The sequence below is a fragment of the Tateyamaria rhodophyticola genome, from assembly GCF_047777875.1.
GTDB lineage: Bacteria > Pseudomonadota > Alphaproteobacteria > Rhodobacterales > Rhodobacteraceae > Tateyamaria.
In genome coordinates this window covers 3166537-3186219 of the sequence record NZ_CP180519.1, presented here as the reverse complement: position 1 = coordinate 3186219, position 19683 = coordinate 3166537, and the positions used below count along the sequence as shown (strand labels likewise).

At 61.1% G+C, this 19683-nt stretch carries 20 protein-coding genes and 1 tRNA gene; 14 read left to right on the top strand and 7 right to left on the bottom strand.

Features of this window, described 5'->3' with window-relative positions:
• Positions 1-91: 91 nt before the first annotated feature.
• The gene (locus ACERHN_RS17155) at positions 92-595 is read right to left on the bottom strand and encodes a hypothetical protein (protein ID WP_415920236.1); all 504 of its coding nucleotides are present in this window, start codon (positions 593-595) and stop codon (positions 92-94) included.
• A gap of 268 nt (positions 596-863) precedes the next feature.
• Between ACERHN_RS17155 and rpsF the strand changes: the two genes are divergently transcribed.
• From rpsF to rplI, 3 genes are read left to right on the top strand one after another with little or no spacing between them, the layout of a single operon-like run.
• Positions 864-1217, top strand: coding sequence for a 30S ribosomal protein S6 (gene rpsF, locus ACERHN_RS17150; RefSeq protein ID WP_415920235.1), 354 nt, complete (start codon positions 864-866; stop codon positions 1215-1217).
• A gap of 17 nt (positions 1218-1234) precedes the next feature.
• Positions 1235-1462, top strand: coding sequence for a 30S ribosomal protein S18 (gene rpsR / locus ACERHN_RS17145; protein WP_010139260.1), 228 nt, complete (start codon positions 1235-1237; stop codon positions 1460-1462).
• Between the two features lie 12 nt (positions 1463-1474).
• Positions 1475-2113: a 50S ribosomal protein L9 gene (gene rplI / locus ACERHN_RS17140; protein ID WP_415920234.1), complete on the top strand. Its 639-nt coding sequence runs from the start codon at positions 1475-1477 to the stop codon at positions 2111-2113.
• 79 nt (positions 2114-2192) lie between these two features.
• Here the strand turns inward: rplI and ACERHN_RS17135 are convergent, their stop codons facing one another.
• Positions 2193-2369, bottom strand: coding sequence for a hypothetical protein (locus ACERHN_RS17135; RefSeq protein WP_415920233.1), 177 nt, complete (start codon positions 2367-2369; stop codon positions 2193-2195).
• Between the two features lie 184 nt (positions 2370-2553).
• Here ACERHN_RS17135 and ACERHN_RS17130 point away from each other — a divergent pair, with 184 nt between their 5' ends.
• Together ACERHN_RS17130 and ACERHN_RS17125 are read left to right on the top strand one after the other, a co-directional pair.
• Positions 2554-3408, top strand: coding sequence for an alpha/beta fold hydrolase (locus ACERHN_RS17130; protein ID WP_415920232.1), 855 nt, complete (start codon positions 2554-2556; stop codon positions 3406-3408).
• A 61-nt stretch (positions 3409-3469) separates the two neighbouring features.
• The gene (locus ACERHN_RS17125; protein WP_415920231.1) at positions 3470-4024 is read left to right on the top strand and encodes a DUF4329 domain-containing protein; all 555 of its coding nucleotides are present in this window, start codon (positions 3470-3472) and stop codon (positions 4022-4024) included.
• A 56-nt stretch (positions 4025-4080) separates the two neighbouring features.
• Here the strand turns inward: ACERHN_RS17125 and ACERHN_RS17120 are convergent, their stop codons facing one another.
• Together ACERHN_RS17120 and tig are read right to left on the bottom strand one after the other, a co-directional pair.
• Positions 4081-5595: a hypothetical protein gene (locus ACERHN_RS17120; RefSeq protein ID WP_415920230.1), complete on the bottom strand. Its 1515-nt coding sequence runs from the start codon at positions 5593-5595 to the stop codon at positions 4081-4083.
• A gap of 230 nt (positions 5596-5825) precedes the next feature.
• The gene (gene tig / locus ACERHN_RS17115; protein WP_415920229.1) at positions 5826-7157 is read right to left on the bottom strand and encodes a trigger factor; all 1332 of its coding nucleotides are present in this window, start codon (positions 7155-7157) and stop codon (positions 5826-5828) included.
• 292 nt (positions 7158-7449) lie between these two features.
• Between tig and ACERHN_RS17110 the strand changes: the two genes are divergently transcribed.
• The 6 genes from ACERHN_RS17110 (at position 7450) to ACERHN_RS17085 (ending at position 15031) form a co-directional block, all read left to right on the top strand.
• Entirely contained in the window at positions 7450-8172 is a 723-nt protein-coding gene (locus ACERHN_RS17110) for a substrate-binding periplasmic protein (protein WP_415922759.1), read from the top strand.
• Complete coding sequence (locus tag ACERHN_RS17105; RefSeq protein WP_415920228.1) at positions 8169-9653, top strand: ATP-binding protein; 1485 nt, start codon at positions 8169-8171, stop codon at positions 9651-9653. Before ACERHN_RS17110 ends, ACERHN_RS17105 begins: the two co-directional genes overlap by 4 nt.
• A complete protein-coding gene (locus ACERHN_RS17100) occupies positions 9650-10039 on the top strand; it encodes a response regulator (protein WP_415920227.1) in 390 nt (129 codons plus the stop codon). The genes ACERHN_RS17105 and ACERHN_RS17100 overlap by 4 nt, the downstream gene beginning before the upstream one ends.
• A gap of 16 nt (positions 10040-10055) precedes the next feature.
• A complete protein-coding gene (locus tag ACERHN_RS17095; RefSeq protein WP_415920226.1) occupies positions 10056-13349 on the top strand; it encodes a chemotaxis protein CheB in 3294 nt (1097 codons plus the stop codon).
• A complete protein-coding gene (locus ACERHN_RS17090) occupies positions 13324-14520 on the top strand; it encodes a sensor histidine kinase (protein WP_415920225.1) in 1197 nt (398 codons plus the stop codon). The genes ACERHN_RS17095 and ACERHN_RS17090 overlap by 26 nt, the downstream gene beginning before the upstream one ends.
• Positions 14521-14632: 112 nt before the next feature.
• Positions 14633-15031, top strand: a complete 399-nt coding sequence (locus tag ACERHN_RS17085) for a response regulator (RefSeq protein WP_415920224.1) — start codon at positions 14633-14635, stop codon at positions 15029-15031.
• Positions 15032-15270: 239 nt separating this feature from the next.
• Here ACERHN_RS17085 and ACERHN_RS17080 read toward each other — a convergent pair.
• A tRNA-Leu gene (locus ACERHN_RS17080) sits at positions 15271-15355 on the bottom strand.
• Between the two features lie 138 nt (positions 15356-15493).
• Between ACERHN_RS17080 and ACERHN_RS17075 the strand changes: the two genes are divergently transcribed.
• A complete protein-coding gene (locus ACERHN_RS17075) occupies positions 15494-16000 on the top strand; it encodes a Hint domain-containing protein (RefSeq protein ID WP_415920223.1) in 507 nt (168 codons plus the stop codon).
• Here the strand turns inward: ACERHN_RS17075 and ACERHN_RS17070 are convergent.
• Together ACERHN_RS17070 and ACERHN_RS17065 are read right to left on the bottom strand one after the other, a co-directional pair.
• Positions 15997-16923 carry an NAD(P)H-hydrate dehydratase gene (locus ACERHN_RS17070; protein ID WP_415920222.1) on the bottom strand — a complete coding sequence of 309 codons (927 nt, stop codon included), beginning with the start codon at positions 16921-16923 and terminating at the stop codon, positions 15997-15999. The genes ACERHN_RS17075 and ACERHN_RS17070 overlap by 4 nt on opposite strands.
• Positions 16865-17632, bottom strand: a complete 768-nt coding sequence (locus ACERHN_RS17065; protein WP_415920221.1) for an NAD(P)H-hydrate epimerase — start codon at positions 17630-17632, stop codon at positions 16865-16867. Before ACERHN_RS17065 ends, ACERHN_RS17070 begins: the two co-directional genes overlap by 59 nt.
• A 170-nt stretch (positions 17633-17802) precedes the next feature.
• On the opposite strand from ACERHN_RS17065, the gene ACERHN_RS17060 reads away from it, so the two are divergent.
• Both ACERHN_RS17060 and glnA read left to right on the top strand, forming a co-directional pair.
• Entirely contained in the window at positions 17803-18141 is a 339-nt protein-coding gene (locus ACERHN_RS17060; RefSeq protein WP_415920220.1) for a P-II family nitrogen regulator, read from the top strand.
• Between the two features lie 33 nt (positions 18142-18174).
• Entirely contained in the window at positions 18175-19578 is a 1404-nt protein-coding gene (gene glnA / locus ACERHN_RS17055; protein WP_415920219.1) for a type I glutamate--ammonia ligase, read from the top strand.
• The last annotated feature ends 105 nt before the right edge of the window (positions 19579-19683 follow it).

Here is a 19683-nt window from a genome sequence, read left to right as displayed (position 1 = left end):
TGGTTGCACCGCTTAAAGTGACGCGAAATCCCTTGAAAACAACTGCGCACGGATCAACAGACCGTGCGCAGGAACGAACACCTGCTCCGGATCAGAGCTTTCCATGCGCGCGCAACGCGGTCAGCAATACCGACCGCGACGCTGGATCCGAAAGCGGCACCTCGGCGAGCAGACCGCTGTCCGCATCCCACAGACGCACCATCTGACCGGCAAGCTCCACATGCCCCAAATCGGCAAAGGCGCAGCGATGCACCACCTGGGACGCAGCATCAGCGTGGCGCCGCACCAGCCGCAGCTCACCGCGGCGCGTGTCCAGTTCCACCTCAACCGTGCGTTCGGGGCGCCCGCCGATCAGCAGGGCCAGACCGCCCATGCCCATCACCACCGACAAGACCAGTTTGATCAGTGCGATGTCCTGATCGAACGTCGCGCCGGGATGCAGCCACAGGCCCGCCACCGCCAGCATCAAGGCCGTCCCCAAAAACCGCTGCGCCCCGCGCACCAGCCACCGCGCACCGCTCACCGTGCGTGCAGGCAACTGCATCGCCCGTGGTGTTGCGGTATCCGCAATCATCGCATCTGAAATCGCAACCATCGTCCCCGACCCTTCACAAAGGATTTTCACAAAACTTAGCTAAATGTGTCGGCGTCAATCGTGACCACATTGCGGCAGCCCCAAGGAATTGCCGTGCCGACCCGTATGGTGCCTTGCCTGGACACTTTTCCCTTGCACGCAGGCCTTCGGGGTGTATACGGGCGCATCCCTGCAGCACCTTTTGCCGCGCAGTCTCTCGTGACCGATCCGCAGGGGATATCTGGATCCGGTCTTTGAAATGCGCCTTGATAGAAGTGGAGATACGTCCATGCCTCTTTATGAGCATGTGATGATTGCCCGTCAGGACCTGAGCAACACTCAGGCCGAGGGTCTCATCGAACATTTTGGCACCGTCCTCGCCGACAATGGCGGCACCCTCGTGGATAACGAGTACTGGGGTGTGAAGACGATGGCCTACAAGATCAACAAGAACCGCAAGGGCCACTATGCCTACCTGCGCACCGACGCCCCCGCGGGCGCCGTGCAGGAGATGGAGCGCCTGATGCGCCTGCACGAAGACGTCATGCGCGTGCTGACCATCAAAGTGGACGAACACGCCGAAGGCCCCTCGATCCAGATGCAGAAACGTGACGAACGCGACAACCGTCGCGAACGCCGCTGATAAAGGAGACCTGAACAATGGCTGCAAAACCGTTTTTCCGCCGTCGCAAGGTCTGCCCGTTCTCCGGTGAGAACGCGCCCAAGATCGATTACAAGGACACGCGCCTGCTGCAACGCTACGTGTCCGAGCGTGGCAAGATCGTGCCATCGCGCATCACCGCCGTTTCGGCCAAGAAGCAACGCGAGCTGGCCCGCGCCATCAAGCGCGCCCGCTTCCTCGCCCTGCTGCCTTACGCCGTGAAATAAGGAGACAAGCACATGCAAGTGATCCTTCTCGAACGTGTGGCCAAGCTGGGCCAGATGGGCGACGTCGTCGACGTCAAACCCGGCTATGCCCGCAACTACCTGCTGCTGCAGAAAAAAGCGCTGGTGGCCTCGGATGCCAACATCGCCGATTTCGAAGCGCAAAAAGCACAGCTTGAAGCCCGCAACCTTGAGACCCGCAAAGAAGCGCAGGCGCTTGGCGACAAGCTGGATGGACAGCAGTTCGTCGTGATCCGCCAGGCCTCTGACGGCGGCAACCTCTACGGCTCGGTCACACCGCGTGACGCCGCAGACGTGGCCACCGCCGAAGGGTTCTCAGTCGACCGCAAACAGGTCGTGATCCCCACCCCGATCAAGGAGCTGGGCCTGCACGACGTGCACATCACCCTGCACCCCGAGGTCGACGTTGTGGTTCAGCTGAACGTGGCCCGTTCGCCCGAAGAGGCGGAACTGCAGGCGTCCGGCAAATCGATCCAGGAGCTGGCCGCCGAAGAAGAGGCTGCCGCCGAGTTCGAAATCCAGGAACTGTTCGACGACATCGGTGCCGCGGCATCCGACGACGACGATCTGGCCGAAGCGGCAGGCATCGCCTCCGACGACGCACCGTCCGACGACGAAGAACAGCCAACCTGAGCCAGCCGCTCTGACCAAGAATTTGAAGCCGCGCCGGTCCTCCGGCGCGGCTTTTTTGTGCGCCCCTCGGGCCGCGCCCTTACGGCGTGACTTCGCTTGGCGGTTGGCTGCCTTCGCCTTCCTTGGGGCCTGCGCCGGGTTTGCCTTCTTCGATCGGCGTGAGGCCCTCTTCGGGATCGGGCACCTCGCCGGGACCGACATTGGGCGGCTGATAATTGGGATCATTCACACCTGCGGAGGGTGGGTAATTGGCCATCTCAAATTTCCTTCAAAAATAAATGCAATAAAGTGCACTCAACCCAACCACATATCCGTTGATCTGTCAAAATCTGTGCGCTGGAACGGTGACGCGCGCACGGGGATCAATGCCTGGCCTTTGGCGTTGTGCTTTGCCCGCACGCTGCCTAGCCTTTCCATCACAGCAACAAAAAGGCAGCAGCATGTACATCGAGGTGAACGGGATCGACATGTTCTTTGACGTGGTCGGGCCGCAGCTTGCGCCCGACGGCGACAGGCTGGCCCAGCGGCGCACGTTGCTCGTGCTGCATGGTGGGCCGGGATATGACCACCTGACGCTGCGGCCCTATTTCGACCGTTTCGCGGACCAGTATCAGGTGGTCTATGTCGATCACCGCGGCTGCGGCCGGACCCACGCGCCGCGGGACACGTGGCGGCTGGATCAATGGGCGGACGACATTGATGCGTTCTGCACCGCCCTCAGGATCGAACGCCCCATCGTTCTGGGACAGTCCTTTGGGGGCATGGTCGCGATGCATTATGCCGCGCGCCATCCCCAGGGGCCGGAACGTCTGGTCCTGTCGTCGACAGCGGCTCGGTTCCTGCTGGATGAAACGGTGGCCTTTGCCACGCGGCTGGGCGGCGCACATGCGGGTCAGGTGGCGCGCGACTTCTTCTCGACCCCGACGGTCGACGGGTACAAGACCTATGCCGAGGTGGTCCTGCCGCTCTACAATCGCAACCCCGGCGCGCCGGACGCATCCTTTCGCGATTGGGCGATTGAACGGCCCGAGGTGTCCGCCCATTTTTTCGCGCATGAGATGATGGGCATGGACCTGCGCCCCGGTCTCGCGGCGATCACCTGCCCCACGCTGGTCCTTGGCGGGGCCGAAGACCCCGTGACGCCGCCGCAATGCTCAACCGACATTGCAGACGCGATTGGCGGGAATGCAACGCTGACCATTGTCCCCGACGCCGGGCACGGCGTGTTCCGCGACGACCCGGACGGCGCGGAAGACATGCTGCGCGCATTCTTCGCGGGCGCGGCTTCGGCATGAACCGCCGCAGGCCACGCGTTGAGGGTGGACAGCGTCGCGCCGGACCGGCACGGTGCGCGGCATGAAACGTCTCCTTGTCCTGATCACTGTGCTGGCCCTGAGCGGGTGTATCACACCCGATCCCGCCAGCATCACGATGGAACCGCGCGCCCTGCCGCAAAACCAACGTGAGATCGCGTTTATGTCAAACCTTTTCAACGACATACAGCCGCGCTCCATCGCCGACGGGCGGGAATATTGCGGCCTGATCGGTGTGGATGCGAACGGCAGCTATGTCGCAACGGAACCGGTGCGCGGACGGCAGGCGTCCTGCCTGCCCCCCGATCCGCGCTTTGTCGATTTCACGGTGCTGGCCTCCTACCACACGCACGGGGCGTGGCATCCCGATTTCCTGAGCGAGGTGCCGTCCTTTGACGACATGCGCACCGATATCGAAGACGGTACAGACGGGTATATCGCAACGCCCGGCGGGCGGTTCTGGTACGTGAATGCGCGCCGTCAGGTGGCGCGGCAAATCTGTGGACGCAGTTGTCTTGTGGATGATCCCGGCTATCAACCGGACCCGGATTTCGACATCCGCCAGACCTATACGCTGAACGATCTGCGCGCGTATTGAGCCGTAAAAAAAGGGCCGCACCGGGAGAGAGGCGCGACCCTTCCGTTTGCCCGCGCCTACTGGGACACGAGCGGTTCGAGTTCGGAATAGATATGCGACAACTGGAACGCGCCAAAGCTGTTGGGCGCCTTGTCGTTCAACTGGTGACAGACAAAGCAGTTGTTGGCGAAGGACTGCGAATAGGTCTCCATCGTCGCATTATAGAGGTCGAGCGATCCGCGCATCTGGGCCGTCTGATCGCCGTTCTGGTTCGGGATCGGTGCGTCACCCCCGCCCGAAGGTGTCGTGGTCCAGATCCCGCCCGTCTGCACGTAGTTGGCGCGCGGGTCATCCGATGACAGCTGGGACAGGACATCGGTATTGAGCGACACCAGTTCGGTGTTGTTGGTGATGGCCTTGTCGTACACGTCCTGGGTCACCGTGCCGTTGGTCACGTCATCCGGCGTGTAGGCAATGCTGCCCCAGGGGCGCAGGCGCACCGTGTCGGATGGGACAATGCCGCCCTCACATACCGATGCGCCGTCCTTTGTTTCGGCCACGATTTCGACCTGGTTCGTGGTCGTGTTCGTTTTCGTGGTCATGCATTCCACGTTGGCGCCGTCCACCGTTCCGCCGGTCGCGAGGAAGGTATAGCTGCCGCTGGAGTCAAAGGGCCACGCCACGGTGTCACCGCCCGTGTTGGTATAGTAGTAGGTGGCGTCCGGCGCATTGTTGAGATGTTCAAACGTGGCCCAGACGAATTCCGGATGGTCCTGCACCGTGCCGACGACATGCATGCCGACCAGCGCGAGGGTGATGTCCTGGGTCCCGTTCGGGGTCCAGACCGTGTTGTCGCTGTTGGCGGTGTATGCGGGCACGACCGCCGGCATGGTGATATACGCACCCGCATCCGGCAGCGTTGCGGCATCCACCCAGGATGTCTTCAGCTCGAGTGCGAGGGTTTCGGGCGCTACGGGCGCGTCAAGTCCGACGGACGCAACATATTTCTCGATTATCTCAAGCTCTGTCGCGGAGATTGGGAAATTCACCATATCCGCGGGTTGTTCGTTTTTCTGGAGCGTCAGGAAATCCGCATAGATGTCATTGGTATGCACGCCGTAGTACACGAGCGATTTTGCCTGCGACATGAGCGTGCCACCGCCCGCCTGCGTGATCTCGCCCACTTCGTCCACCGACTTTTCCGACCGCAGCGCGACGTTGAGCGTGGGCGTCGTGGCAGCATTCTGGAACTGGCGCACGCCATTGACCGACGGCAGCACATTGTAGATCGCATCGCCATCCAGAACCAGCCCGTCCCCTTCGGGCGATGTCAGCCACAGGAACATCTGTGCGCCCCATTGGTAGAAATTGCAGATTTGCGGTCCCTCGCCGCCATTGGGGTTGTCTTCGGTAAAGGTGACGGAGCTGGGCGCGTTGACCGCGCCCCCGGCGCTGACCGTTCCGCCGAACCATGGTGCGATGTCGGCGGTGCATGTCTGTTGCGCATCGTCCGGCATCGTCATCTGCGCCCAGGCAGAGGTCGACGCGAGCAACGCGGCGCACGCAGATAGAGTGAGTGTTCTGTAGTACATTTGAGCCCTCCAAATTGCGCCGAAGCGCGCTCGGTAAATCACGGGGACCCGTTGAAAATGACCTTAAAAAACTATGGCGTAGAAAATACGTCCCCGCGCGGCAACGGTCGGCCAGATTGACGTGCGTGTCAACCACCTACGGTAGAAATGTGCTTGCCGCGTCTCTGTGTTCAAAATGAAAAAGGCCGCCCCAAAGGCGGCCTTGATCCGATTGTGATGTGGGTGCCGGGTTACTCGGTTTCGAGCGCCTCAACAGCCTTTTGCAGGTCGTCCTTGCTGACCTCTTTGTCGGTGACGGTGGCGTTTTCCACGATGTGATCGACCACTTTGTCTTCGAACAGGGGCGCGCGCAGTTGCTGCTGCATCTGCGGGTTTTGCTGAACGAATTCAAAGAACTGGCGTTCCTGACCCGGGTACTGGCGCGCCTGCGCCATCACCGCCTGGCTCATCTCGGCATCGGTCACTTCGACCTCTGCCTTCTGGCCGATCTCGGCCAGCAGCAGGCCCAGACGCACGCGGCGTTCGGCCAACGTCGTGTGCTCGTCCGTGGTTTCGATCTCGGGGTGATCGTGGCCTTCGACCTCGGGGTTTTCCTCGTGCCACAGTTGGTGTGCGATTTGCTTGGCTTCGGCCTCAACGAGGCTCGGCGGCAGCTCAAAGCTGACCACATCGTCCAGCGCGTCGAGCAGAGCCCGCTTCATCACCTGGCGTGCGGCACCGGAATATTCGCCTTCCAGCTGCTCACCGATGCGCGCCTTGAGCGCGTCGAGATCGTCGGCCCCGTATTTCTGCGCCAGATCGTCGTTGATCTCGGCGGCGACGGGTTCCTTGACCTCTTTGATCTTGCACTCAAAGACGGCTTCCTTGCCCTTGAGGTTTTCGGCTTGGTAATCCTCGGGGAAGGTGACGGTGACGTCTTTTTCCTCACCGGCCTTGGAACCGACAAGCTGTTCTTCGAAACCGGGGATGAACTGACCGGAGCCCAGCACCAGCGGGAAGTCTTCGGCAGCACCGCCATCGAATGCTTCGCCATCGACGCGGCCCAGGAAGTCGAACACAACCTGATCGCCGTCCTTGGCCTTGGAGCCTTTCTTGCGCGCCTTGAAGTCCTGCGCGTTTTCGGCTAGCGAACCCAGCGTCTCTTCGATCGCGGCGTCGTCGGCCTTGACCACCAGACGCTCCAGCTTGATCGCGGACATGTCGACCTCGGGGATTTCGGGCAGCGCCTCATAGGACATCTCGACATTGACGTCGTCGCCCTCTTTCCAGTCCTCGTTCGTCATCTTTACGTCAGGCTGCATCGCGGGGCGGTCACCGGAGGCTTCAAAATGCTCCGCCATCGCGCCATCGACGCTTTCCTGCATCGCTTCGCCCAGCAGACGCTGGCCAAACTGCTTTTTCAGGAGCGCCATGGGCACCTTGCCCTTGCGAAAGCCCTTCATTTCCACTTCGGGCTGGGCTTCGGCCAGCTTTTCATTGACCTTTGCGTCCAGCTCGGCCGCCGTCACGGTGATGGCATAGCCGCGTTTCAGCCCTTCGTTCAGCGTCTCGGTGACCTGCATGTGTGCTCCCATACGTCAAAGCCCCCGGAACCGACCGGGGGCGCATCTGAAATTCGCGCCCTTCTAGGCATGCGGGGCCTCGGGTGCAAGGGGCTTGGCGGTGATACCAAAATGTATTTGGTTCCGGGTGCGCTTTGATTATCATGCGCGGCGACGGAATGTGCGCCCGTTAAAGAATGAGCAACCCTGAAGGTCGCAATATGATTTCAGTTTGGCCGGTGCGACGCGTGTGTCGCCGGGATGGGTTGGCAGACGGGAGAGCCAGAGAATGCGTATGTGCAGCTTGTGGGCAGTGATACTGTCGGTTTCAGCGTGGATTGGCACGGCAGCGGCACAGGATGCACCGCTGGTCGCGGTTGCGGATGAATCGCCTCCGTTCTCGGGGGCCGCCCTGCCCGGGCAGGGCATGTCGCTGGATGTGATCAGAACCGTTCTGACAGAGGCCGGGCACCCGGTGGAGACGCGGGTCGTGCCATGGGCCCGCATCATGGGAGACATCAAGATCGGGCGGTTCCAGATCATCGGATCGCTGTTTCGGGATCCCGAGCTGGAAGACGCGCTGCTTTATGCCGATCCGTTTTACGTCACCGACATCCAGCTGGTGCAGCGTAGAGGCGCGGGCCACAGTTTTACGACGGTCGAGGCCTTGCGCCCGTTTGCCATCGCCGTCGGCGACGGCTTTCTCTACGAGGATGAGTTTGACCACGCGGATTACCTGAAGAAAATTGTCGTCACCACGACGCTCCAGGCCATTCGGATGGTGGCCGTGGGACGTGCGGACCTGACACTCGACAGTGTGGATGTAATCCGGCACGCCATCACGCATCAGGACCCCAGCTTGCGCACGCAGGTGTCGTTTGCACCGGGTGTGTTGCAGCAGCAAAGCATTCACATGGCGATACGTCGGGATGTGGAAGGCGCGGCACAGATCGTTGCCGATTTCAACGCCACACTGGCCGCGATGCGGGCGGACGGGCGGCTGGACAGGTTGCTGGAGCGGCATGTATTGCAATGACGCTCTGGCCCACATTTGACGGCATGCTTGATCGTCTGGGCGTCCGATTGGTCGTGGCCTCTCTGATCGTTGGATCGGTTCTTTCGGTGTTTTCCACCGGGCTCCAGCTCGGAACCAGTTTCCTGCGCCAACGCTCGGATGCGACGGCGGTTCTGACCCGCATCGAAGACGCGCTGACCACGTCGCTGGAACAGGCGGTGTGGACGTTCAACTTTGCGCAGGTTGATATCATCCTCGACGGTCTCGCAACGGACCCCAACCTTTCATATATACAGCTGTCGACCCCGACCGGGCAGCTGTGGACCCGGGGCGCGCAGGACCAGGCAGATGAAACCATTGATGCCATGCAGACCTATGACCTGATCCACCAATTTGAGAATGATCGCAGCGAAGTCGTGGGCACGCTGCTGGTGCATCTGTCGCTGGATGCTGTGCGGGCGCGGCTCTGGGCCGAATTTCTGACCACGTTCCTGACCAACCTCGCCAAGGCGTATCTGGCCGCGCTTGCGCTTTTGATCATCGTCGAGCGGATGATCATCCGGCACCTGAGGCGGATTTCCGAGCATGTGGATGCCGCTGACGCCAAAGCGGCCGGGCCGCTGATGCTCGATCGTCCGCCGCGCGGTGTCCCCGACAGCCTCGACAAGATCACGGGCGCTCTTTTGGGGTACGAACGCAGGACGCTCACGCAGATCGACGCGCTCCACCGCGAGGTGACAGAGCGCGAAAAGGCCGAGACAGAGGCGAAACGGGCGCTGTCGATCCGGTCAAATTTCCTTGCCACGATGAGCCATGAAATCCGCACGCCGCTCAACGCGATCATGGGCTTTTTGCACCTGATTGCGAATTACCGGGACATCTCGGACAAACCCAAGCTCTATGCCGAGACGGCAACACGTGCGTCGCATCAGCTGATGGGGTTGATGAACAACACGCTCGACATGTCCCGAATCGAAGCGAATGCGGTCGATATACATGTCAGTCCAACGGATCTGCGGGTTCTGGCCAACCAGTGGCTGACCAACGCCGACGCCACCCGCCACATGCGCGACAAGCAGATCGACATTTCCGTTGTCCTGGATGATGACCTGCCGGAACAGGCCGAAATCGACGCGCCACACGTCACGCAAGTGGTCGCCAACCTTGTCGACAACGCGATCAAGTTCACCGACCACGGCAAGGTGCAAATCCGGCTTTCGATGCAGGAAACCGCGGCAGGCAGGGCGCTGGACATCATTGTGAGCGACACCGGCACCGGGATTGATGACGAAGCGCGCAGCCGCATCTTTGACCGGTTCACGCAAGCGGACACGGGGATTCGCCGCGGCCATGGCGGTTCGGGCCTTGGTCTCGCGATCAGCCGGGAGCTGGCGCGGCTGATGAACGGCGACCTTCGCCTATTGGAAAGCGAGAGGGATGGTTTTAAGACCAGTTTCTTGCTACGATTGAATAACCTGACCTGGGTGGATCAAGTGACATGACGTATCATCACAAGGTGCTCCTCATCGAGGATGACGCGTTCACGCGATTCATGATGCATGAAATCATTTCCGGCCTCGGCGTGGAGGTGGAGAGTGCAAGCAACGGCGAGGAAGGGTTTCGCACCCTGTCGGACCGTCCCGGGGAATTTGGCCTCGTGCTGATGGACCTGCACATGCCGATCATGTCCGGGCTCGATGCCACCTTGAAAATCCGCAATGAAATCAGTGACCCACCCCGCCGCGTTCCCATCATCGCGGTCACGGCGGACGTCACCTATCACGACGACAAGCGCGTCGAGAAACTTGGAATGAATGGATATGCCAGCAAACCTGTATCGCCGGGAAAACTCATGTCGTTGATCGATCAATATTGCCCGGCCGCTTGACAGGTATTGCACACACATGACCAACGACATGCCATCGCCCCCGCCTGCTGAGCCGGAAGACGACCTGGAATCCGTGCCGACGACGCCCCCTGCCCCGCCGATTGTCGGTGTGGCGGCCTCTGCCGGTGGGCTCGAGGCGGTGTCGCTGCTGGTGCAGAACCTGCCCGCCGACGCTCCGGCGGTTTATGTCATCGCGCAGCATATGTCGCCCACACACAAAAGCGTGCTGTCGACACTGATTTCGCGCGAGACCAAGCTGCCGGTGCACGAGCTGGGTGTGGAAACCGTACCCGAGCCGAATTCGATCTATGTCACGCCGCCGAACACGGATGTGGTGTACGAAAACGGGATGCTGCGGTTGCGCAATCCGTCGGGCCATCCTGCCACGCCGACCCCGTCGGCGGACCGGCTGTTCAAGAGCATTGCGGAGCAATGTGGCGAAAACTGCGTCGGGATCGTCCTGTCTGGGACTGGTTCGGACGGCAGCTATGGTGTGCAGGCGATCCGCGAAGTGGGCGGGATCACCATCGCGCAGGAGCCATCGACCGCGAAATATGATGGCATGCCGACATCCGCGATTGAAACGGGGTGCATCGACCTCACCCTGTCGCCAGAGCAGATTGGCACCCATCTCGAAAAGATCCTGGCCCGCCCGCGCAATTTCGATGGCCTGCGCGAGTTCATGGACACGCCCAGCCCGCTGAACGACCTGTTCGCGATCCTGCTGTCGCGGACGCAGGTCGATTTCCGCGACTACAAGGAAAACACGCTGAGCCGTCGCGTGTCGCGCCGGATGACCGCGCTTGGGGTCGACAGCTATGACGCCTATGTCGACTATTGCCGGACCAACACGGATGAGGTGGACGCGCTGCACCGCGATCTGCTGATTTCAGTCACACGGTTTTTCCGCGATCCGCTGCAATTCGACCATCTCAAATCCGAACTGTCCGAGACCCTGAACAACCGCCCCAACGGACCGATCCGCTTGTGGATCGTCGGCTGTGCCACCGGGGAAGAGGCGTATACGATTGCAATCATCGTTGCCGAATTGCTGGGCGGGATCAGCGCCCTGTCAAAACGCAACGTGCAGATCTTTGCCACCGATATCGACCAGAACGCCATTGAGGTCGCGCGGCGCGGCATTTATCCGATCACCGCGGCGCAGGATATTCCGCCCGAGTTGCTGGCCGACTATTTCCTGGTGAGCGGCACGAACATCACCGTGCGCCCGGACCTGCGCGCGGTCACCTTGTTTTCGCACCACAATATCTTTCAGGACCCGCCATTCATCAATGTCGACCTGGTGAGCATCCGCAACCTTCTGATTTATTTCAACCTTTCGCTGCAGGAACGGGTGCTGAGCCGGTTGCACTATGCCCTGAACTCGACCGGTTTGCTGTTCCTTGGCACGTCGGAAACTGTGGGCGAAATGAGCGTGTTTTTCGAGGCGCGCCAGGGGGCGGAAAAGGTGTTTGGCAAACGGCGGGGCATCTCTGGCGAATTGTCCATTGAACCCGGCGCGGGCATGTTCCATCGCAACCGGCGCAGGGGCGGCATGGTCAAGAACCTCGCAGCCCCCAATGATCCCAATGTGCAGGCGGACCTGTCGCTGGCCCGTGTGGTGGCACCGAATGGATTTATCACAACCCGCAACGGCACCATCATCGAAGTGCTCGGCGATCTGAGCCCGTTTCTCGAGATCCGCGCAGGAGCGTCCACATCGCTCAACATCAAGATGTTGATCGAACCGCTCCTGTCCGAGGTGACCAGCCTGATCGCTGTGTCGATCCGCAATGAGGCGCGACGCGTTGGCCGCTGGCACAGCGTGTCCCTGCCCGTCGGCAACCGCATCCAGATGAGTGTGTTTCCGTTCCACAATTACAAGGGCGGTGAGATGCACTGCCTTGTGGCGATTGATACCAAGTTCGAAGAGCAGCTCGAAACCGATCTCGAAGACATCACCGACAAGGAACAGCGCGCCTATGTCGAGCGGATGGAGATGGAGGTGCGCTCCACCCAGGAGGCCCTGCAACAGACCATCGAGGAATTGCAGACCGCCAACGAAGAACTGCAATCGGCAAACGAAGAGCTGCAGTCCACAAACGAAGAGTTCCAGGCCACCAACGAGGAGTTGGAAACCTCCAACGAAGAGTTGCAGTCCACCAACGAAGAGCTGCTGACCGTCAACGAGGAATTGCAGATCAGTTCGGCCGAACGGCAGGCGCTCGCATCCGAGTTGGAGGCGACGCTGGCGTCGGCACCCTACGCCATCGCATTGGCGGATCAGGCCTTGACCTTGCGCCGCATGTCGCGCGTGTCGCTGGAGTTGTTCGGGTTGCGGGAATTGCCGCCAACCGGCGTGCATCTGAGCCAGTGCAGCCTGCCCGCGGGCTTCCCCGCGCTTGCGCCCCTGGCCAATACGGTGCTGCGCCTGCAAGAGGTCCGGCGCGTGCCGATCCTGTCGGAGGGCAAGCATTACACCATGCTGTTGTCGCCGGTCCACGATCAGCACCAGAAGCTGATCGGGCTGTCGATCACGGTCACGCAATATGACAACGAACCCCTCGCGCAACTGGTGTCGATGATCAGCAAGCTGAGCCATGTGGCGCACTGGACCTACAATCTGGATACCAAGGAACTGGTCTGGTCACCCGAGATGTATGCGCTTCACGGCGTCGATATCTCTGGCAAACAGCCCACATGGGACGAGGCCCATACCAAGCTGCACCCCGAGGACCGCGACACGCATCTTGATCGGATGCAGCGTCTGATCGACGGTGGCGGCACCATGGAATACGAGGTGCGCGCCTTTGGCCCGGATGGCAAGATCATCAGGATCAAGGGCATCATCACCATCGTGCGGGACAGCCTCAATGAGCCGATCCAGATGATCGGCGTGGTCTGGGACATGGCCAGCAAGGCGCACAGCCCGCATTACCGTGAAAGCCTCGAGGCGTTGCAGGATGACATGGGCATCGGCGTGTATTCCGTGGATGTCGAAAACTACGACCCAAGCTGGAATGCGGCGATGTATGACCTGCTGGGCCACAAGACGACCGAAGTTGTGCCGTCGATCGAACTGCTGCTGCAGCATATCGTCGAAGCGGACCGCGCGCGCATGCAGGATCTTCTGCAACGGACGCTGGAACATGGTGAATCCTTTGTCACCAAAACAGAGATCCAGCGCATCGACGGCGACGTGGTTGCGGTTGAATGCCGTGGGCAGGCGCGGCGCGGCGCGCAAGGCCGCGTTACGCACGTGTTTGGCAGCCTGCGCGCCTTCGATGACGCGCGCCTCCGTGACGGCTGAGGTGGAGGGCGCGGACGCCGCGCGCCCCGATCCTGGCATCGCCACCGATCCCAGGGTCGCGCGCGCGGCCTTTTCCGCCTTGCCCATCGCGGCCTTCGTTCTGGACCACGCGGGCACGATCGTGCTGCACACCCGCCGCGCCAGCCGGATGTACAGCAGCCCGATTGAGGCCGGTCATGATGGTCTGAATGGCATGGCGTTCGCCCTGCTTACCGATCTGGATGAACGTGCGGTCAGCACCGCCTTTCGCGAATCTGTTGCGAGCGGTGGCATCAGCTTGCCCATGCGCGATGCGCGGCGCATCGGCGTCACCAGGACAATCGATTTCCACCTGTCCCTGATGCGCATCGAAGGTGTGCAGGAACAGCTGTACCTGCTGTCGCAGGATCACATGCGCGCCAGCGCCGAGGCTTTGCAAACGGCAAACGTCATACGCCAGCGCGAGACCGAGCGCAGCGGGCACCTGGAAACCCACATCACCGAGTTGCAGCGCACGGTCCTGTCGATGGAGACGTTTGCCCACGCGGCCAGCCATGATCTCAAGACACCGATTGGCGCGATTGCGGGTCTGCTTGAACTGTTCCAGAACCGGTTTGGCGATGATCTGCCGGACGAGGCCGCGCCGTTTCTGGGGCACATGCAGGATGCCATCGACAAGATGGAAACGCTCACCACCAGTCTTCTGGCCCACGCCAAATCCTCTGCGGCGCCTCTGGATCTGAACCGCGTAAGCGTGCACGAGATGATCGACCAGTGCATCACGATGCTCGAGACCGAATTGCGCGACGCGGTGACGGAGGTTCAGGTCGAAGGACCAGATGTGCATTTGATGGCCGAAGCCAGCATGTTGCAGATCCTGCTGATCAATATCCTGTCCAATGCGATCAAGAACAAGAATGCGGACCGGGCGCTCAACGTCACGATTGCCACGCGCCGCACCGGGGACGGTGCGCATCTGACAATTTCGGACACGGGCGGCGGGTTCGATCCCAATCAGGCGCGCGCCATTTTCCTGCCGTTCCTGCGGCTCAAGGCCGAGGTCAAAGGCACTGGAATCGGTCTGGCCACATGTGCAGAGATCTGCCGCCGCCATGGTTGGGACATCTCTGCACGTTCGGACGGTCAGTCAGGGGCGTCGTTCACGATTGTTTTCCCGGTGGTCGTCACCTGAGAATCGTGGGTACTGTAAATGATTGGTAACCAAATCGTGCGTAACCGGGTGCTTTTAGGATACGGTTAATCTATGCATCCTAAAAACGGAGGTGAAGTTGATGAGGTCCGAAATGGCGCTTGTTTTGATCCTTGAAGACGACCCCAGTCTTCGCTTTGTATTTGCCGAAGCACTGCAAGAGGCCGGACATACCGTGCTTGAGGCAGGCGATGCCGAAGGGGCGATTGCGCTTTTGAAACGCAACAAGCCGCAGGTTCTTTTGCTGGATTTGATGATCGCGGACACGTACTCGACTGATGTGGCGAACTATGCCGCCTTCGCAGCGCCAGAGGCGCCGGTCATCTTCATCACGGGCAGCGGCCTTTTTCCCAAGGGCGAGCTGTTTGACATGTCGCGCAATGCACGGCTGATTTTGCGCAAGCCTGTGCAATTGAGTGAATTGACGGACATGGTGTCCCACATCGCGCCGCGTGATGCACGCCATGCAATGGCACCGGCCGAGGTGCCTTGAGCTAAAACGCTCACGACCCGTGGAATTTTTAAAACTTGCCTCAAAACCGCTGGCAGTCGCACCCTACGACACTCTGCTAGTCCACGGACGGCAATCGCGCTGTGTCTGCCGCGTGACCGGTGCGTCAATACTGTCCAGATCAACGGAGCCTGCATTAAGCGCTAAACCGGTGACTGCCGTCTGTTGGCACGAAAGGCCGGGTATCGTCCGAACTAGGGCACCTTTCGACGTCAGGGCAGTGGTGCGGGCGGGGAGACTCGAACTCCCACACCTTGCGGCGCCAGAACCTAAATCTGGTGCGTCTACCAATTCCGCCACGCCCGCATCTGCTGCCCCTCTAGCAAGTCACGCCGCGCGAGGCGAGACCCATTTGCACCCGCAGGGTGCAGAAATTGCACGACATTAAGAGAAAGTTCAGCTAACTTGCGTTTACCTGAGGCAGGTGAACAAGAGAGAAACGCCATGAAACCGAAAACGGTCGGGCGTGCATCGGGCGGGTTTTCCCCGCAACAACGCACGTGTATTTCCCATGTGGGCCTTGTGGCCGGCACCATCGTTCTGACCAGTGATGGTGAGATCCCGGTGGAATTCCTGTCGCCCGGCGACAGGATCATCACGCGCAATGCGGGCATGGTTCCACTGGCTGCGGTCGAGACGGAAAAGGTCAAGGTCGAGGCGGTGCGGATCAACGCAGGCGCATTGGGGCACATCAAACCACCCCACACCGTGATGCTGCCCGCCGCGCAGACAGTGCTGGTGCGCGACTGGCGCGCCAAGGCGCTTGGCGGCGCGTCGCAAGCGGTCATGCCCGCAGGGTGTCTGGTGGATGACGAGCACATCACGTCGCTTGGTCCGCGCCAGATGGTCCTCGTCAAACTGGGCTTTGAAGCGCCTTACGTGATCTATGCCGACGGGCTGGAATTGTCGGTTCCCGCGATGATCGCAGAAGAGGCTGTGGTCGCCGCCTAAGCGTCGAGCCCCCTCAAGACGGCTGGCAACATCTCGGGCAGGTCCTCTGCGATCAACCCGGGGCCAAAGGCACGCGCGCATTCCACGTGCAGCCAGGTGGCGGCCTGCGCGGCCTGCATCGGATCGAACCCGCGCGCCATCAGCCCAGCAATAAACCCGGCCAGCACGTCCCCCGCCCCCGCGGTGGCGAGCCACGGTGCCGCCCGGTCATCCGTTGCGCGGTGAAGGGCGCAGCGTCCGTCCGGTGCCGCGATGACCGTCTCCTGACCCTTGAGCAGGACAATGGCGCCCGATCGCCGCGCGGCAGCGCGCGCGGCGTTGCACTTTGACAGCGTCTCCTCCGTATCCGGCTCAGCCGCGCGGCGCTCCGCGATGTCGGGAAAGAGGCGCGCAAACTCTCCGTCATGGGGCGTCAGCACACAACCCGCGTGGAGCAATGCAAAAAGCGCTGGCGCGGAGGCGATCAGCGTCAGCGCGTCTGCGTCCAAAACAGTGGGTCGGCCGCTTTGCAGCGCTGCTTCGATCAATGGTGCCCTGTCATCGCTCAAACCAAGACCTGGTCCAAGGCAGAGCGCATTGATGCGGGTGTCAGTGAGCCGCGCGCGCAAGGCGTCCGCGTCGGCCACGCGGTGCAGCATCACGGCAGTGATGTGGGATGCCACCTCCATCTGCGCCGCGGGCGGCGTGCCCAGCGTCACCAGCCCCGCCCCGATCCGCAACGCCCCACGCGCGGCAAGCCGCGCCGCCCCGGTACGTCCCGGACCACCGGTCATGATGAAGGCGTGACCGTGGTTGAACTTGTGGCCTTGGCGCTTGGCAAGACGGGGCAACGTTTCGCGGGTGATGATGGCAGGATCAGAGATTTTATGCCTCCGGCGGGGATTTTTCTGGAACAGAGACGGGTAGACCGATGTCTTTGACATGGACCGGAATGCCGTCGTGGCGCAGGCGGTGATGCACCGGCTTTGGCGCGTGGAAGGTCACGACCAGATTCGGGATGATGGCTGGAAACGGGTTCTGTGACACGGATTTGGACCACAGCACGTTGCCTGTGTCCGTGTGAAAACCGGTTGGCACATCCACGGCGACGATACGGGCCGCATTTAGGTCAGGAAAGTGTATCAGATAATCCATGTGCGCCATAAGCGCGTTCAACCCCTCGACCGGTCGCGTGAGGCCGATGCCGAAGAGTGCGTCGATCACGACAAAAGGGCGTTTGTCTTCGGTGTGATCCTTCGCGTGGCTTGCCGCGTCTTCCAGCGCCTCGAGCGCATCGGCGCTGGCGACGGGATGTCCGAGGGGGTGGACCGGGTCGGTCTGTGCGTACCGATCGTGATTTGCCCGGGCATCCGGTGGCAGACTGTCCGCATTGCCGTAGAAAAACGCCGAGACCGCCCACCCCCGCGCGCGCAGCAGGCGCGCCACCACGAACCCGTCGCCGCCATTGTTGCCCGGTCCGCAGAGCACCACGGCCCGGTGCGCGCCGTCAGCCAGATCGGGCCATTCCTCGAACACGGCCTCGACGACGCCCTGCCCCGCACGCTCCATCAGCTCAAGCCCGGTCACGGCACCCGACTCGATGGCCGCCCGTTCTATGGCCCGCATCCGGGCTGCAGTCAGTGGTTCGGTCACATCAAATCCCCGACGTTTTCAAGATGCCCATTTTTTGTGCGCATTGCATATTTTTAAACCACGCCCTATCAAATCACCGGGTGAAACACCCATTCTCCGCCACCTGCGATGGACGACCCAAGGCGCAGATGGTCCACCCCTTACCGAGAAATGCCAACGGGAGGCACTCCATGAAAAAGATCGAAGCCATCATCAAGCCCTTCAAGCTTGATGAAGTCAAAGAGGCCTTGCAAGAGGTTGGCGTTCAGGGGTTGTCGGTGATCGAGGTCAAAGGCTTCGGCCGCCAGAAAGGTCACACGGAACTGTACCGCGGCGCGGAATATGTCGTGGATTTCCTGCCCAAGGTGAAGGTCGAGGTTATCCTTGACGACGATCAGGTGGACGGCGCGATCCAGGCGATCGTGGACGCGGCCAAGACCGAGAAAATCGGTGACGGCAAGATTTTCGTTTCCACCGTTGAACAAACCATCCGTATCCGCACCGGCGAGACCGGTTCGGACGCGCTGTAACTCTGTAACTGACTCAGGAAGGACCCATAGGAAATGGCCAATCCCGTTCTCGACATGATCAAGGAAGAAGGCGCCGAGTACGTCGACATCCGTTTCACAGACCCGCGTGGCAAGCTGCAGCACGTGACCGTCATGGCCGACCAGGTCGACGAAGACTTCCTCGAGGAAGGCTTTATGTTCGACGGCTCCTCCATCGCGGGCTGGAAATCGATCGAAGCCTCCGACATGAAACTGATGCCGGATCAGAGCAGCGCTTATGTTGATCCGTTCTATGCCGAGAAAACAATCTGCGTGCATTGCTCCATCGTGGAGCCGGACACCGGCGAAGCCTATGACCGCGACCCGCGCGGCACGGCGGAAAAGGCCGAAGCGTACCTGAAGTCGACTGGCATCGGCGACGTTGCCTATATGGGCCCCGAGGCGGAATTCTTCCTGTTTGATGACGTGCGTTTCTCCAACAGCATCAACAAGGTATCGTACGAAGTTGATGCGACGGATGCATCGTGGAACACCGACACCGAGTACGAGATGGGCAACATGGGCCACCGTCCGGGCGTCAAGGGCGGCTATTTCCCCGTGAACCCGATCGACGAGAGCCAGGACCTGCGGTCCGAGATGCTGAGCACAATGAAGCGTCTGGGCATGAAGGTCGACAAGCACCACCACGAGGTGGCGTCGTGCCAGCATGAGCTGGGCCTGATCTTTGACAGCCTGACCAAGCAGGCCGACGAGCTTCAGAAGTACAAGTATGTCATCCACAACGTCGCCGCTGCCTATGGCAAGTCGGCCACGTTCATGCCCAAGCCCATCGCGGGCGACAACGGCACCGGCATGCACGTGAACATGTCGATCTGGAAGGACGGCAAGCCGCTCTTTGCAGGCGACAAATACGCGGACCTCAGCGACGAAGCGCTGTTCTTCATCGGTGGTGTTCTGAAGCACGCCAAGGCGCTCAACGCTTTCACCAACCCATCGACCAACAGCTACAAGCGTCTGATCCCCGGCTTTGAGGCCCCTGTGCTGCGCGCCTATTCGGCCCGCAACCGCTCGGGCTGCGTCCGGATCCCATGGACGGAATCGCCCAAGGCCAAGCGGGTCGAGGCACGCTTCCCCGATCCGTCGGCAAACCCCTACCTGTGCTTTGCCGCCCTGCTGATGGCGGGCCTCGACGGGATCAAGAACAAGATCCACCCCGGCGAGCCGTCGGACAAGGACCTTTACGATCTGCCGCCAGAAGAGCTGGCCGGTATCCCGACCGTCTGCGGCAGCTTGCGCGAAGCGATGGAAGAGCTGGAGGCCGACATGGACTTCCTGCTGGCCGGTGACGTGTTCACCAAGGACCAGATCGAAGGCTACATCGCTCTGAAGATGGAAGAAATCGAAACATACGAACACACGCCGCACCCGGTTGAGTTCGGCATGTACTACAGCTGCTAACTCCTCCCTTTAAGCAGCTGAACCTATGGGCGCGCCTTAGGGCGCGCCTTTTTTCTATTTGCACGCGAAATACCGCAGGTGTGCCAAATTTCGGTCACCGTTCAC

Excerpts from the sequence above, each read along its gene's own strand:
- tig (WP_415920229.1), bottom strand. The coding sequence starts at position 7,157 with ATGCAGGTCACCGAGACGCTGAACGAAGGGCTGAAACGCGGCTATGCC.
- ACERHN_RS17085 (WP_415920224.1), top strand. The coding sequence starts at position 14,633 with ATGGCGCTTGTTTTGATCCTTGAAGACGACCCCAGTCTTCGCTTTGTA.
- ACERHN_RS17105 (WP_415920228.1), top strand. The coding sequence starts at position 8,169 with ATGACGCTCTGGCCCACATTTGACGGCATGCTTGATCGTCTGGGCGTC.
- ACERHN_RS17060 (WP_415920220.1), top strand. The coding sequence starts at position 17,803 with ATGAAAAAGATCGAAGCCATCATCAAGCCCTTCAAGCTTGATGAAGTC.
- ACERHN_RS17120 (WP_415920230.1), bottom strand. The coding sequence starts at position 5,595 with ATGTACTACAGAACACTCACTCTATCTGCGTGCGCCGCGTTGCTCGCG.
- ACERHN_RS17075 (WP_415920223.1), top strand. The coding sequence starts at position 15,494 with ATGAAACCGAAAACGGTCGGGCGTGCATCGGGCGGGTTTTCCCCGCAA.
- rplI (WP_415920234.1), top strand. The coding sequence starts at position 1,475 with ATGCAAGTGATCCTTCTCGAACGTGTGGCCAAGCTGGGCCAGATGGGC.
- ACERHN_RS17070 (WP_415920222.1), bottom strand. The coding sequence starts at position 16,923 with ATGTCAAAGACATCGGTCTACCCGTCTCTGTTCCAGAAAAATCCCCGC.
- ACERHN_RS17130 (WP_415920232.1), top strand. The coding sequence starts at position 2,554 with ATGTACATCGAGGTGAACGGGATCGACATGTTCTTTGACGTGGTCGGG.
- ACERHN_RS17135 (WP_415920233.1), bottom strand. The coding sequence starts at position 2,369 with ATGGCCAATTACCCACCCTCCGCAGGTGTGAATGATCCCAATTATCAG.
- ACERHN_RS17095 (WP_415920226.1), top strand. The coding sequence starts at position 10,056 with ATGACCAACGACATGCCATCGCCCCCGCCTGCTGAGCCGGAAGACGAC.
- ACERHN_RS17155 (WP_415920236.1), bottom strand. The coding sequence starts at position 595 with ATGGTTGCGATTTCAGATGCGATGATTGCGGATACCGCAACACCACGG.
- rpsF (WP_415920235.1), top strand. The coding sequence starts at position 864 with ATGCCTCTTTATGAGCATGTGATGATTGCCCGTCAGGACCTGAGCAAC.
- ACERHN_RS17125 (WP_415920231.1), top strand. The coding sequence starts at position 3,470 with ATGAAACGTCTCCTTGTCCTGATCACTGTGCTGGCCCTGAGCGGGTGT.
- ACERHN_RS17090 (WP_415920225.1), top strand. The coding sequence starts at position 13,324 with ATGACGCGCGCCTCCGTGACGGCTGAGGTGGAGGGCGCGGACGCCGCG.
- rpsR (WP_010139260.1), top strand. The coding sequence starts at position 1,235 with ATGGCTGCAAAACCGTTTTTCCGCCGTCGCAAGGTCTGCCCGTTCTCC.
- glnA (WP_415920219.1), top strand. The coding sequence starts at position 18,175 with ATGGCCAATCCCGTTCTCGACATGATCAAGGAAGAAGGCGCCGAGTAC.
- ACERHN_RS17100 (WP_415920227.1), top strand. The coding sequence starts at position 9,650 with ATGACGTATCATCACAAGGTGCTCCTCATCGAGGATGACGCGTTCACG.